A 13,939-nucleotide genomic window follows, 5' to 3' on the forward strand; every position below is an offset into this window, starting at 1 on the left:
CTTTATATCTTTAAAAATAAAAAAGTGGATTCCGGGAATCCACTTTAAGTATACCAATTGTATCGTTATATTATTTCAGATATTTTGTAATGGCCTCATCAGTAGGCTTTGTTGTACTTACAAAAGTATCGATCAGTTTTCCGTTTTCATCCAGTAAGAACTTGGTAAAGTTCCATAGAATGGTTGTATTTTTTACTCCGTTCAGTTCCTGTTCTGTCAGGTATTTGAAAATCGGTGCCATATCATCTCCTTTTACAGAAACCTTTGCAGCCAATGGAAAGGTTACGCCATAGTTTTTCTGGCAAAACGCTCCGATTTCAGTATTGGTTCCCGGTTCCTGTCCTCCGAAATTATTTGCAGGGAAGCCCACCACTACCAATTTATCTTTGTACTGCTCATACACTTTTTCAAGATCAGCATACTGAGGAGTAAATCCACATTCTGAAGCGGTATTGACGATCAGGATCTTTTTCCCTTTGAAATCAGCAAAATTGATTTCCTTACCTTCAAGGCTTTCTACTGTAAAATCATATATTGTTTTTCCCATAAGTTCTTTGGTTTTGGCTTTAGAAATTTCACTTTTTTGATTGGTGCAGCTTTGTAAAAATGCCATAAAGGAAAGCAGCAGTAAAAAAATCTTTTTCATTTTTTATTAATTTGATGCAGCCTGTGCCGCCGTTGAATTAAAACTTAAAAATATTGGCAGGAAATACTTTATTGACATCCACTTTATTGAGTAACATCACATAGTCTCCGTCCTTCTTAGGGCTTGAGGATTCAATTCTGAAAGGCATTACAAGGTTTCCTACTTTTTTATAATCGGAATAGACCAATGTTTCATCTTTTTTGATTTCCTTCAGAAGCATATATGTTTTGGTATCGAAATAATAAATGTTCTTATTGACATTTTTAGTCAGTTCTACTTTGTGACAGTAGATCTCACCTACTTTTTCTTTTCCAAGATATTTTGCATCAAAACCTTTGTTTTCCCAATCAATGAAATCATTATCAAAACTTTCAGGAACGTATTCAGGATATTCCTGCAGTTTGTTGGCAGCATAATTCATGGCATACCCTTTAGTTCCGTCAAAACCTTCAATGGCAGTTTCTTTTCCGCCTGTAGTAATGAGTGTTTTGGTAAGATTCGGACGCTGCTGATAAATTTTTATCGGATATTCATCTTTAATTCCCAACACCACTTTTCCCTGAAGCAATACTGAATTTAAAAGTTTCCAGTTGGTCAGGCCACCGGATAATTCAATATTTTTATCAATAATTTCCTTTGCCGTCTGTGCAAATGTAAGGTGTGAAAATATCAGTCCGAATACTAATAATAACTTCTTCATTAATTTTATTTATAAATTCAAATATAAGGGGATTTGAGATAAAATGCAAAAGACGGAGATTGCCGAGAAGTCCGGCAGGATCAATTTTGCCTGTTCTTCTCATTTCAAAAACCGCTTTAAACTGTTTTTAAATTAATTTCCTAGCTTTTTCAAGGTCTTCCGGAGTATCAATCCCTACTCCGATGAAATTGGTTTCAATCATTTTAATCTTCATTCCATATTCAAGATAACGGATGCATTCGATTTTTTCTGAAATTTCCAAAGGTTTCATCTCTAATTTTGAAAACTGTAATAAAGCTTCTTTTCTGAAAGCATACACTCCGATATGTTTGAAATAGCTGATATCATAGGAAACTTCCCTGTGAAAAGGAATAACAGAACGGCTGAAATATAGGGCAAATCCATTGTTGTCGGTAATCACTTTTACATTATTCGGATTTTCAATTTCCTCTTTTTCAGATAGCCTGATCTTTAGGGATGCCAATGAAATTTCCTGCCTGGTATCATGTCTGAAAACCTCAATCAGCTGCTGCAAAGGTTCCAGCTTAAGGAAAGGTTCATCTCCCTGCACGTTGATCACAATATCACAGTCAATATTCTGTACCGCTTCTGCAATACGGTCGCTTCCTGTCTCATGCTGTCCGGTCATTACTGCTTTTCCGCCGTTTTTTACAATTTCATCAAGGATGATTTCTGAGTCTGTAGCCACAAAAACTTCATCAAAGAGTCCTGTCTCTACAACATTCTGATAAGTGGTGGTAATAACGGTTTTTTCTCCTAGGATCTGCATCAGTTTTCCCGGAAAGCGGCTTGCTTCATAGCGTGCGGGGATGACAGCAATTATTTTCATTCAGTAAAAAATTTATTAAGTCTTTCTAGGGCATTATCATCTTCAGACAGGTGATACTGCTTATTCAGACCAAATGTAGTGAAAACTATTTTAACGTGAACCCGGAATAAGTTTTTTAATCACAAAGTTCGCAAAGAATATCTTTTTGAGCTGTGAATATTTTAGGATCGCAAAAGGCACTCGTTCAGCGAAAGTATATTGGTCTTTAAGCGTTAACGAATTTGTATTTATCGTATTTTCAGGATAAAAACCTTTACAGGTTTAATATTTAACATTTTATTGAAACTGAGACTTTATCTCACATCATTTCCGGTCTTAAAAAAGAAAAATTCCCACATCTTCAAATGAAAATGTGAGAATTGGGTATAGATTTTTAAATGAGTCAATAAATTAAAATGATAGTTTTACTCCTACCATATTGTATTCCCACTGGCGGGATGCCATCAGGTCAAATTTGTATTTGGTTTTTCCTATAGTGCCTTCTGAAGAAGTATATCTGCTTTTTGAGATGGTCTTCCCGATAAAATAACCCATTAACAATGCTAACGGATAATCTGAGGCCCAGTGAACTTTACTCTGCATCATCTGAAAACATAAAGCCCCTGCCAAGGTATATCCTACCGGCTTGATCCATCGTGCATCCGGATAATTGTCCGCAATTACCGTAATACCAGCCATAAACGTCGTTAAATGGCCCGATGGCATCGCATCATAATTCGAAGTATTTTTGCTGAATGCCGAAAAGCTCGGAAAAGGATTCCATGCACCGCCTTTATGACCATATTCTTCAGCAATGAACGGGCTTTCCCTTCCGGTAATTCTTTTAATGGTTTGGGTAAATACTCCGGAAAGAATTAAACTCTCCATCAATCCGCTTGCAGTAGCCTGTGCCCTATAGTCATTTTTGATCAGACCATAGGTTCCGAAACCAATCCCAAGCAGTACCAACGTAGAGCCATTTCCAATCAGGTAGATTGCAGAACCGATATCTTTAGGAATTTTAAAGACACCCCCCACTTTGGTATAATTATTATCCTTATCCATTCCCCATCTTTCGCCCAGTTCTCTTGAGTTGTCAATCAGTTTCTGATCAAAAGGAAGAAGGATCAGTGTACCGGCTACCGCACCTCCCAAATAATAAGCATGATCTTTTGCGACAAAGTCTTTATTGGTATTGATAAAGTTTCGGGGCAATTTGGTCACAAAATCCAGGAGTTTTGGTTTGGGATAGGTCCTGACCGAGCCATCCTTTAAAGTATAAGTCTGTGTTTCAGGCAACACGGATTTTTTTGATAATTCACTGACTTTCAAAGTATCGACTTCCTGTGAACATACCAATACAGATACCGGCAGCAGCAGAAATCTCAGCGTTTTCATCGTTGTTGTTTTCAACTCTATTATATTTGGGTGTGTAAAAACCCAAAGGTAATTCCTTGTTACCCGTAGTACAAAATGTTTGTGTTATTTTTAAGGTTTATTTAATTTTTTTTGTCAAGAACTGTTTAGACTTTTTTAAAATTGCCTGAAATTATAAACCACAAAAGTCACAAAAGCTTTTATTTTAAACACTTGAGTCCACTTAAGTTTCAAATAATACATGATCAGTTCAAATATTGAATCACAAAAATAATCCCATAGATCCAGGAAATGTATATAAAGGAGTAAAAGAGTCCGAAACCAAAACTTTTTAAAAGATTTCCTTTACATTTTCGTGAATTTTTAAAAACCAAACGCAATGCTCTGAAAAATAGCCAATATAAAATAGCTCCGAGCAATAATACAGCTGACCAAAAGAAAAGTCCAAAGAAATAAGAGAGAAAAATAAGCAAAATGGAAAAGACAATCCATAAAAGAATAGAAAGAATAACGCCTCCTATTCCGTCTCCTACAGCAGGAGGATCAAAATCGAACCCGTTAAATTTCGGGGTTTTATCAGCGTATCTTTGTAACCGTTCTCTGTTTAAAATATTTCCGACATTGTCTTTTAGTTTTAAACCAAAATACAACCCGGTAGTTATAAACAGTAAAAAACTTCCTGCCAAAACAGAGGTTGATACAATGGAATTCTGAAATAGTGAACGGTGGTCTGCTTTTCCAGAAAGCCAAACACTTACAATCACTATTGTTATGATGGTCAATGTTGAAAAAAATAAATATTTTGTCTCAAGAAAGTATTTCCGGGTAAGTTTCATGTAATAATTAGTTTATATAAAAAATGCTTCGACTTTACTCAGCGTGACAGTCCTGATACTATTTGTGTATTGTGACGATGTCATATTGAGCGAAGCCGAAGCATCTCTGTTTATTTACAATTATTTCAGGCTACTCAAAGCATTTTCCAGTTTTGGAAGCATTACTTTGATCTCATCAGTTGCCAGTCCACCTACAGAAGCACGGAACCAAGGTTCAGATTTTTCTTCTCCGAACGCTGAGAATGGTACCAGAGCCACTCCTGCCTCATTGATCAGATAAAATACCAGATCTGAAGAGTTTTCAATAACTGCTCCGTCAGGTTTTGTTTTCCCGATATAGTCTAATTTGATGGTAAGATAAAGAGCTCCCATTGGCTCAATACTGTCAACAGCTAATCCTTTTCCTTTTAAATCCTGAATTCCTCCGTGAAGAATTTTTAAACTTTCCTCCAGTTTTCCTTTGAAATCCTCTACGAAAACATTTACATTTTCAGGGTTTTCATAGAATTTTGCGGTGGCTTCCTGTTCCGGTTTCGGTGCCCATGCTCCCACATGCGTAAGAAGCGCTTTCATTTTATCAATGATATGAGCAGGCCCGAATCCCCATCCTACACGTACACCTGTAGCAGCAAGACATTTTGAGATCCCGTCAATATATACCGTATATTCTTTCATTTCAGGGAAAAGAGAAACCGGATCTACGTGTTCTGCACCGAAAGTAAGGTTAGAATAGATCTGGTCATACATTAAGTACAAAGGTTTTTCATCTGCACCTCTCTTTTTGTTTTCTGCAATTACCAGTTCACAGATTTCTGAAAGCTGCTCTCTAGTAAACATTGTTCCTGTAGGGTTCAGCGGTGAGCAAAGTGCTAATAAAACGGCTCCATCCAGATGCGGTTTTAAATCTTCTGCTGTTGGAAGGAAGTTGGTTTCAGGTTTTGTCTTTACTTCTACTGCATTGGCTGAAGTAAGGTAAGCATAATGATTGTTGTTCCATGATGGTGTAGGATATACCACTTTATCGCCTTCATCTACAATTGTTTTGTATACTGCATAGATCAGTGGTCTTGATCCTGCTGTGATCAAAATATCGTTTGGAGAGTAATCCAGGTTCCATCTGTTTTTTAAGTCTCTGGAAACTTCTTTTCTTAAAGATAAAAGTCCGTTCGCAGGTGGGTAGTTCGTCAGATTATTCTGATAGGCTTTCTGAATCTCCTCCTTCAGCAATGCCGGAATAGGATAGATATTAGAATTCAGGTCACCAATAGTAAGATTGGCAATTTCTGCTCCCTTTGCTTTTAGATCATTTACTTCGTTACCAATTTTTACAATTTCAGAACCGATCAGGTTCGCTGCTAATTTTGAAACTTTCACTTTATTTTTTATTTAAAAATTTACTAATATATTCTACTCAAATTGATTTTCTTTCCTGCTGACCCACAGGGATGTGGATATCGCAGACGGATATTAGTTCTTTAGTTTTTTGGTGGTACCGGCTGCAGACAGCAGACAGACTGCTGTTACTTTTTATCATCTGCTTTTTTTCAGAAATTAATCCAGCTTTAAATCTGTTTTAACAGCTGCAATTTTAGCTTCCAGTGATTTTAGTTTATCTCTGAAATCCGCTTCTGAGGTGATTGAATCTTTTACAGAAACGTAGAATTTTATCTTCGGCTCTGTACCTGAAGGTCGTACACAAACTTTTGTTCCATCCTGTGTATAATAGATCAGTACATTGGATTTTGGAATATCATTCATTACTTTTTTCTCATTCGAAGAAACGGTAAGGCTTGTCTGTTCTTTAAAATCCTTCACTTCTTCCACTAATGAACCTGCCAATTCTTTTGGAGGATTTTCACGGAAATCTTTCATCATATTCTGAATTTCTTCAGCACCTTCTTTTCCTTTTCTTACGATATTGATCAGTCCTTCATAATACATTCCAAGATCCTGATAAATTTCTATCATGTATTGATACATCGTTCTTCCATTGGCTTTGCACCACGCTGCAATTTCACATGCCAAAAGAATACTTCCGCAAGAGTCTTTATCACGTACGAAATCTCCGGTCATGAAACCGAAACTCTCTTCGCCACCACAAACAAATTTCTGTGTTCCTTCTGCTTCACGGATCATTTTTCCAATCCATTTGAATCCTGTAAGACCCACTTTACATTCTACACCGAATTTCTGAGCAATATCATAGAAAATATCGGAAGTTACGATGGTAGAACCAATGAATTCTTTTCCTGTAATTCTTTCCTGTTTTCTCCATTCGTTCAGAATGTAATACGTAAGGATCGTATTGGTCTGGTTACCGTTCAGCAGCTGCATTTCACCGTCAAGATTTCTTACAGCAATTCCCAGTCGGTCTCCATCCGGATCGGTTCCGATTACGATGTCTGCATTGGTGATTCTTGCAAGATCCATGGCCATTTCCAGTGCTGCCGGCTCTTCCGGGTTCGGAGAGTCTACAGTCGGGAAATTTCCGCTTGGGATCATTTGTTCTTTAACAAGGTCAACTTTCCTGAACCCTGCTTTCGCCAATGCTTTTGGAATGGTGGTATAAGTAGTTCCGTGGATGGAAGTAAATACAATATTCAGGTTTTCTTTACCCACATTCTGGTAAGTAGAGTTTTCGATACAAGCATCAATATAAACATCATCCTGCTCTTCCCCGATCCATTCGATCAGGTCATCATTTCCATCGAATCTGATCTCATCGAATTTTACGGAATATACTTCATTGATGATTGCTTCATCGTTGGGCGGAACAATCTGAGCTCCGTCATTCCAGTATACTTTGTAACCATTATATTCAGGTGGGTTATGAGAAGCTGTCAATACAATTCCCCCGTTACATTTCTTATCACGAACTGTGAAAGACAATTCCGGAGTCGGTCTGTGATCTTTGAAAAGCAATACTTTAATTCCGTTAGCGGTTAAAACATCTGCTACAAGTTTTCCGAATTCTTTTGAGTTATTGCGGACATCATAAGCAATGGCCACTTTGATTTCTTCTCCTTTGAACTGCTGCAACATATAGTTCGCAAGCCCCTGGGTGGCCTGTCCCAATGTATATTTATTCAAGCGGTTGGTTCCTACACCCATTATCCCACGCATTCCTCCTGTTCCGAATTCCAGTTCTCTGTAGAAAGAATCTTCCAGATCCGGAGAATTGCTGTCAATTAATAGCTGTACTGCATTTCTCGTTTCTTCATCGAACGTCTCACTTAACCAAAGTTTCGCTTTTTCAACTGTATCCATATTTGTATGTTGTTCTTTTTATAGTTTATAAAGTTCCGTTTTTAAATTAGGCAGTTTTTCTTTCAATTTATTTAATTCTAACTGCAGGTCATTCATTTCGAATGATAAATCTCCAAAGATTTCTTTATCCATTTCATATTTTATGATGGTAAACTCTCCGGGGCTTTCAATAAAAGAAATATTTCTAGAAATAATATCTGCATGATCAAAAATAAAATTTCCTTTTTGATTCTTCCATACTGTACTTAATTCACATTTTTTAGCTGCTGCATTAATTGATGCCATGCCTATACGGCAAAACTCTGCACCAACTTCTAAATGTTTTTTTTCATTGCTACAGGCTCCTATTTTAGTCATGATACATTCTGCTTTAGTAATATCATTCACTGATTCAAGTGACATTCCTGCGTTGTAGCTTATCTCGAAGAAATTTTCTTTTACTTTAATGAAAATAGTATCGCAATGATAATCTAGATATTCATCAATTGCATGACATAATGCTCCTATTACAATTGAATTTAAATTATTCTTTTCAAAACAATCCTGAAAGTACATATGAGGACGAAGCCTCACATGATCTTTATAATCAATCATAATCAATGATTCAATCTCGTACTGTTTTTTCTCTTCTTCCAACCTCTTCTACTCCAGTTTTTTGTTTTCCACCTTTGTTGTCTTCTCTACTTTAAACGCCCTGATGGGATCGTTGTAATAGATAAATTTTGCCGTATTCTGAATATTTCCTTTCAAAGAGTCTTTTACATTAACCTCTGCATAGTTTCCGTTTTTGGAATCGATATTCAGGTTGGTGATTTTCCAGTAAGGAGCAATTAAACTTGCTGTGTCTGAAATTTTTATCACGGCATCTTTTGTCAGTCCCAGGAAGTTGGCGCGGCTTCTGTTCTGCATTTCCACTTCTGCTCTTCTGGTATTGACAGATCCCATGAAGGTAGCATAATTTTTCAGATTAAGTCTGAAATTATCGGTTTTAATTTCGCTTGAAATATTCATTTCTACAGAATCCGAGACCGCCACTTTTTCAAGGTTATATTTTGAATAGATCGTTACATTGTAAAAATCTACCCCTTTTGTTCCTCTTTTTTCTTTAATGAAAAGTGTTTTGTCTTTTACATCCACATCAAGGTTACCGGCAACATTCGGGTAAGTTTCTATTTCCACAAAGTTTTTTGGTCCTCTGGCATAAAATACCCTGAATTTACCGCTCAGATCGAGATTTACAAATTCTGAAACATCCACATCTTTCTTTTCAATATTTCCTTTGGGAGAAACTTTTCCGCAGGAAACTACCGCTGCCAGCATCAATGTGTACAATACTTTTTTCATATTTAATTTTAAATATTCTATTTCAATCATAATGATCCGGTACTGAAATTTCTGAAACGGTTTGTATTCCCGCCATAGAAACTTTCAATACTATTGTTTAACAAAAATAGGATTAAAATTTGTAAAAAACTTTGTCATTTGACAATAAAATACCTGATAATTTTCAATTTTTGAGTTTACGGAAAAAGACTGTTTTACTTTTCTTTCACTTTTTTATAAAACCAGGTTTTAGGGCTTCCGGTAATTGAAAATAAAAGCAGCTCATCTTTACTGAGATGGGATATTTTCATTGAGACCGTATCTTCTGCATCGCTATATTTCATTTTCAGCAGGGCATTTTCTGCCTGGTACGTCCCGCTATTCCCTATTGAAGTAAAGGTTTTATCCTGATAAAAAGTAAGAATTCCTGCTCCGTATCTGGAATTGCCTGTCCTGGTTTTCAATGTGTCGGTCTGACGGATTTCTCCATCGTAAATATCTATGAACTCCCAGGAACCTACAAGTTTACGGGATGAACAGGAAAAGACGTTTAGCAAAGCAAAACAAAGGAAAAAATATCTGAATTTGAATACCATAAACAGGAGTTATTGTTTTTTGCAAAGATAAAAAACAACGGTAAGCCCAGCTTGTAATGAATATTAAAATAAAAAAATACCTTAGAAAGCAAGACTTTCTAAGGTATGTATTATGCGATGAAGCATATTGTGAAAAAGACCGGTTTTCAAAATGTTTCAAATGAAAAATCAATCTTTTTTTATATCACTTCATCAATATTATAATTCTTATGCTCACGGTTGGTTCTGATGATCATTTCTCCCAGGAATCCTGCCACAAACAGAAGTGTTCCCAGAATCATCATCGTCAGGGCAATGAAAAACCATGGGTTATTGGTGATTAAGTGTCCGTAGATTCCTCTCGCAACATCAATCAGCTTTGAAATTCCCAGCCAAAGCGCTGAAAGGAAACCGAAAATAAACATTAAAGTTCCCACAGCTCCGAAGAAATGCATCGGCCTTCCTCCAAAACGGCTTACAAACCAAAGGGTTACCAGATCCAGAAAGCCTCTGATAAATCTCTCCGTTCCGAATTTTGAAGTTCCGTAAGGTCTTGCCTGGTGCTGTACTTCTTTCTCTGTGATTCTTCTGAAACCTGCGTTGGCCGCCAATACAGGAATATAACGGTGCATATCGCCATATACATCCACAGATTTCACCACCTGTTTTTTGTACGCTTTCAACCCGCAGTTGAAGTCATGAAGATACACCCCCGAAACTTTTCTTGCTGCTGCATTGAATAGCTTTGACGGAATATTTTTGGTCATTACATTATCAAAACGCTTCTTCTTCCATCCGGAAACAATATCGTAATTTTCATTGATCACCATATTGTACAGCTCCGGAATTTCTTCAGGGAAATCCTGTAAATCGGCATCCATGGTGATTACCACATCTCCGTTTGTTCTTGAAAAGGCTGCATGAAGCGCCTGTGATTTTCCGTAATTTCTGGAAAACTTAATGGCATGGACCTGAGGATGCTGTACTTTTAAGTTCTCAATAATGCTCCACGACAAATCCGTACTTCCATCGTCTACAAACCAGATTTCATAAGATAAATTGCTGATTTTGCAAACGTTGTCAATTCTTGAAAAAAGTTCTTCCAGAGAATCTTCTTCGTTCAGTAACGGAATAACTATAGATAAATTCATTTAATTTTAATAAAAATTAGGCTTGATTTGTTTCTTCGGGCTGATGAATGGTTCTTGTTCTGAAAAACGCTCCGAAAAACACCGACAAAACTACGTAAAATATAAGAATTGCTGCAAAATATCCTGAAAAATGACTTGCGGTAAGCATATCTTTTCCTTTTACAGCCTCTGGAGTAAAGCTTTGAAGCCTTTCTTTATACTTCTGATCCAGCTCATCAATATCTTTCTGATGCTTCAGGATCTTTCTCGCACTAGTATACTCTGTATCCAATTCTGATTTTTGTCTTTGAACATACTGGTAGTTCAGCAGTTTTTTGGCATCAGTATCTGCAAAGTTTAAAAAGGCATAAATACTGAAAATGGAAAGAATTCCCCCGATGAACATCGGAATAAATGCTCTTTTGAAAGCTTCTTTGAAACTTACTACTCTATGGTTGTTCCAGTATGATTTTACGGACCAGAAAGCGGCTCCGGCATATAAAACGGGCAAAACAAATGCATTGGCTTTCAGAGAGATATCAAAATAGTTGATCCCTGAGAAAAAAGTGTATACTACAAAGAAAACGATCATTGTAGCAATAAAAAGTATAATTCCTAGTGTTGATGGACTTTTCGTCATATTTAATTTTTTAGAAAAAAGTTGAAAAATTATTCCTCTAAATGTCAGCTGTTTAGCTCTACCACTGCATTTTTTCGACTAATTTTCTTTAATAAAGTTTTGAAGTTAACAAATATTTCCTACCTTTGCAACGGCAAGTCCTAAACAACCAGCTCCTGAGAATCCTCCAGGGTGGGAACGCAGCAAAGGTAATCGGTCGTAGCGGTGTGATTTAGGTAGCTTGCCATTTTTTTTTGGTTTAAAGTGAGAAGAGAGGTAATTTGATAATTATCTTTTTTTGTTTTTAATACCTTACGCATCATATTCATTTTCTAATTTTCAGATTACCTCAGTCTTATAATCGATTAAAAATCGAAGGTCTCCCCTAGTTTTGGTAAAACAAGTTCTACATTTTTATCTGCAAAATGCTTTAATGCACTTTCATGATTGATCTCAATGGCAGGGAAAGTATCGAAATGACATCCGATTACCTTAGGTGTTTTTAATAATTCTGCAGCTGCAAAAGACGCTTTTCTCGGGCACATTGTGTAATGGCTCCCGATAGGAAGGATAGAAAGGTCAATATTCCCGTATAACCTTGGAAACAGCTCCATATCTGCCATTACTCCCGTATCTCCTGCCAGATAGATATTCTTACCTTCAGGAAGTCTGAAAATATACCCTACAGGAACGCCTCCGTAGCTTCCATCCGGGAAAGAACTTGTATGATGAGCCGGAACCATGGAAATTTTAAGATCGTCGATTTTTGCCGATCCTCCCAAGTTCACATCATCTGTATTTTTTGCCTGTGTAAAATATCCGCATACTTCCGGTACTCCGATTACGGTTGCTTCCGGGTAATGCTGTAATACCTCCGCTACATCTGCAATATGATCTCCATGGGCATGGGTCAACAGGATGTAATCGATTTTCTGAGCGGTAATATCAAAACCTGATTCCGCTTTTTTGTAATTGTAGAAAGGGTCACTTAAAATTGTTTTGTCCTTGTACGTGAACAGGAAACAATTTTGCCCTAAGAATTGTATTTTCATTGTAAATTTAATTTCAATTATGATTAAACACAAATGACTCAAATAATTTCACCAACAGGCCATTACGATGAGCGGCGTTCGTGAAAGCATTTGTGCCATCCGTGTTTTTAAAAACGCAAAAGCGTTATTGATTGATAATCTATTATTTCGACGGGAATTTATCTTCAATAAGTCTCAGATTGATCCCATGTTCCAGATACGCCTTACAACCGTCTAAAACCGTCGTAAAACCACCTGTATTGTCATTAATTTCCTTCAGGAGGTCTTCGCCCGTCTGACTGAATCCGTAGCTTTTAATGACAACCAGAGTCCCGTTCTCCATCGTTTTGAATTCATAGTCTACGTTTACAGAAGGCTCGCCCCATTCTGTCCTGATCAGTTGGTTCGGAATAATCTGGTGAACTTTCACTACGTTTTTTACACCGTACATTTCCCATTCCCAAGTTACCTCTGTTCCTTCTTCCAATTTTCCGGTAGATTTTGTAAACCAGAAATGAGTAGTGACTTCGGGGTTGATGAATGCTTCAAAAACATCTTCAACCGGTTTTCTGATAAGCATCTGAGCTTCCACATACACATTAGAATCCATGATATAATATTTTAGATTTAGTTAAATAAATTAAGTCCGGCTGCGGTAAGAATCGCCATTACAAACGTCATAATCCCAACCTGCTTTAAATATTGATCTAATTCTTTCGGCTCTTTTACCGACATGATATTCCTTCTCAGTTTTGCTAACGGGAACAGCAGGATCATTACCATAAAAACATAGTAGTTTTGCTGTTGTATAAATCCGTTTACTCCTAAAAAGATAAGGATCAGTACCAATGGAAGCTGCAACAGGATCATTTCATAGATCATCGCATTTTTGAATCCGATTCTTAATGCAAAGCTGTTCTTTCCTGATAATTTATCACTTTCAATATCTCTCATATTATTCAGGTTCAAAACCGCCATACTCATCATTCCTACAGCAGTTCCCGGTAATAGCATATCCCAGCTGAATGTTTTTGTAAACAGGAAATAGCTTCCGCATACTGAAACCAATCCGAAGAAAATAAAGACAAAAATATCTCCCAATCCCATATAACCGTAAGGCTTCTTCCCTACTGTATACCCGATTGCTGCTAAAATACTGGCAACTCCCAATCCGATGAAAATGTAAAACTCATTCATATAATCCGGAATGAAAGCAACATACAATAGCGCAATGGTAGCGATGAAAGACAATGCTGAAAAAAGAATCACTGCATTCTTCATCTGCTTCGCCGTAATTTTGCCTGATGCTACCGCTCTTGCTTCTGCTTCATTGATTCTCTTTGCATCGGTTCCTTTTACCCCATCGCCATAATCATTGGCATAGTTTGATAAAATCTGATACAAAAGCGTTACCAAAAGTGCGAGTGCAAAAATCTTCCAGTCCCATGTTCCGCCTTCCCTGTACAGCCTCCATTTCGCAATGAAAGCTCCCATAATAATCCCGCTTAAAGACAGCGGTAAAGTTCTGAGCCTTGCGGCTTTTATCCAATCAGTCATAATTTATAAGTAATAAGCAATGGGTAATAAGTAATGAACTGCTCATTAC

At 37.0% G+C, this 13,939-nt stretch carries 15 protein-coding genes and 1 other RNA gene; 2 read left to right on the forward strand and 14 right to left on the reverse strand.

The features are described from left to right. Positions 1–70: 70 nt before the first annotated feature. The 4 genes from BBI00_RS06495 to BBI00_RS06510 form a co-directional block, all read right to left on the reverse strand. Positions 71–646, reverse strand: coding sequence for a glutathione peroxidase (locus BBI00_RS06495; RefSeq protein ID WP_065397997.1), 576 nt, complete (start codon positions 644–646; stop codon positions 71–73). A gap of 37 nt (positions 647–683) precedes the next feature. Next, positions 684–1,346 (reverse strand): histidine kinase, encoded by a 663-nt coding sequence (locus BBI00_RS06500; RefSeq protein WP_065397998.1) that lies wholly within the window; start codon positions 1,344–1,346, stop codon positions 684–686. Between the two features lie 127 nt (positions 1,347–1,473). Beyond that, positions 1,474–2,196, reverse strand: a complete 723-nt coding sequence (gene kdsB / locus BBI00_RS06505; protein WP_065397999.1) for a 3-deoxy-manno-octulosonate cytidylyltransferase — start codon at positions 2,194–2,196, stop codon at positions 1,474–1,476. A 390-nt stretch (positions 2,197–2,586) separates the two neighbouring features. Then, on the reverse strand, positions 2,587–3,573 hold the full coding sequence (locus BBI00_RS06510) for a phosphatase PAP2 family protein (RefSeq protein WP_065398000.1): 987 nt from the start codon (positions 3,571–3,573) through the stop codon (positions 2,587–2,589). Between the two features lie 453 nt (positions 3,574–4,026). On the opposite strand from BBI00_RS06510, the gene BBI00_RS23045 reads away from it, so the two are divergent. Further along, a complete protein-coding gene (locus tag BBI00_RS23045; protein ID WP_123842342.1) occupies positions 4,027–4,266 on the forward strand; it encodes a hypothetical protein in 240 nt (79 codons plus the stop codon). Positions 4,267–4,508: 242 nt separating this feature from the next. On the opposite strand, the gene BBI00_RS06520 is transcribed toward BBI00_RS23045, so the two are convergent. The 7 genes from BBI00_RS06520 to BBI00_RS06550 all read right to left on the reverse strand — a co-directional run bounded on the left by BBI00_RS06520 (position 4,509) and on the right by BBI00_RS06550 (position 11,323). Next, positions 4,509–5,762: a pyridoxal phosphate-dependent aminotransferase gene (locus BBI00_RS06520; protein WP_065398002.1), complete on the reverse strand. Its 1,254-nt coding sequence runs from the start codon at positions 5,760–5,762 to the stop codon at positions 4,509–4,511. 177 nt (positions 5,763–5,939) lie between these two features. After that, a complete protein-coding gene (locus tag BBI00_RS06525; RefSeq protein ID WP_065398003.1) occupies positions 5,940–7,655 on the reverse strand; it encodes a phospho-sugar mutase in 1,716 nt (571 codons plus the stop codon). A gap of 18 nt (positions 7,656–7,673) precedes the next feature. Continuing rightward, on the reverse strand, positions 7,674–8,291 hold the full coding sequence (locus BBI00_RS06530; RefSeq protein WP_065398004.1) for a hypothetical protein: 618 nt from the start codon (positions 8,289–8,291) through the stop codon (positions 7,674–7,676). A 6-nt stretch (positions 8,292–8,297) separates the two neighbouring features. Next, positions 8,298–8,999 (reverse strand): GIN domain-containing protein, encoded by a 702-nt coding sequence (locus BBI00_RS06535; protein WP_065399651.1) that lies wholly within the window; start codon positions 8,997–8,999, stop codon positions 8,298–8,300. Between the two features lie 194 nt (positions 9,000–9,193). Further along, positions 9,194–9,574, reverse strand: coding sequence for a hypothetical protein (locus BBI00_RS06540; RefSeq protein WP_065398005.1), 381 nt, complete (start codon positions 9,572–9,574; stop codon positions 9,194–9,196). Positions 9,575–9,753: 179 nt separating this feature from the next. Beyond that, on the reverse strand, positions 9,754–10,704 hold the full coding sequence (locus tag BBI00_RS06545) for a glycosyltransferase family 2 protein (RefSeq protein WP_065398006.1): 951 nt from the start codon (positions 10,702–10,704) through the stop codon (positions 9,754–9,756). A gap of 16 nt (positions 10,705–10,720) precedes the next feature. Continuing rightward, the gene (locus tag BBI00_RS06550) at positions 10,721–11,323 is read right to left on the reverse strand and encodes a DUF4199 domain-containing protein (RefSeq protein ID WP_065398007.1); all 603 of its coding nucleotides are present in this window, start codon (positions 11,321–11,323) and stop codon (positions 10,721–10,723) included. 131 nt (positions 11,324–11,454) lie between these two features. Between BBI00_RS06550 and ffs the strand changes: the two genes are divergently transcribed. Then, positions 11,455–11,552, forward strand: an RNA gene (gene ffs, locus BBI00_RS06555) — signal recognition particle sRNA small type. A gap of 115 nt (positions 11,553–11,667) precedes the next feature. On the opposite strand, the gene BBI00_RS06560 is transcribed toward ffs, so the two are convergent. The 3 genes from BBI00_RS06560 to menA all read right to left on the reverse strand — a co-directional run bounded on the left by BBI00_RS06560 (position 11,668) and on the right by menA (position 13,890). After that, the gene (locus tag BBI00_RS06560; RefSeq protein WP_065398008.1) at positions 11,668–12,354 is read right to left on the reverse strand and encodes a metal-dependent hydrolase; all 687 of its coding nucleotides are present in this window, start codon (positions 12,352–12,354) and stop codon (positions 11,668–11,670) included. Positions 12,355–12,496: 142 nt separating this feature from the next. After that, a complete protein-coding gene (locus tag BBI00_RS06565) occupies positions 12,497–12,943 on the reverse strand; it encodes an SRPBCC family protein (protein WP_065398009.1) in 447 nt (148 codons plus the stop codon). Between the two features lie 17 nt (positions 12,944–12,960). Next, a complete protein-coding gene (gene menA, locus BBI00_RS06570; protein ID WP_065398010.1) occupies positions 12,961–13,890 on the reverse strand; it encodes a 1,4-dihydroxy-2-naphthoate octaprenyltransferase in 930 nt (309 codons plus the stop codon). Between the last annotated feature and the right edge of the window lie 49 nt (positions 13,891–13,939).

The sequence above is a fragment of the Chryseobacterium arthrosphaerae genome (genome assembly GCF_001684965.1).
GTDB classification, from domain to species: Bacteria; Bacteroidota; Bacteroidia; order Flavobacteriales; family Weeksellaceae; genus Chryseobacterium; species Chryseobacterium arthrosphaerae.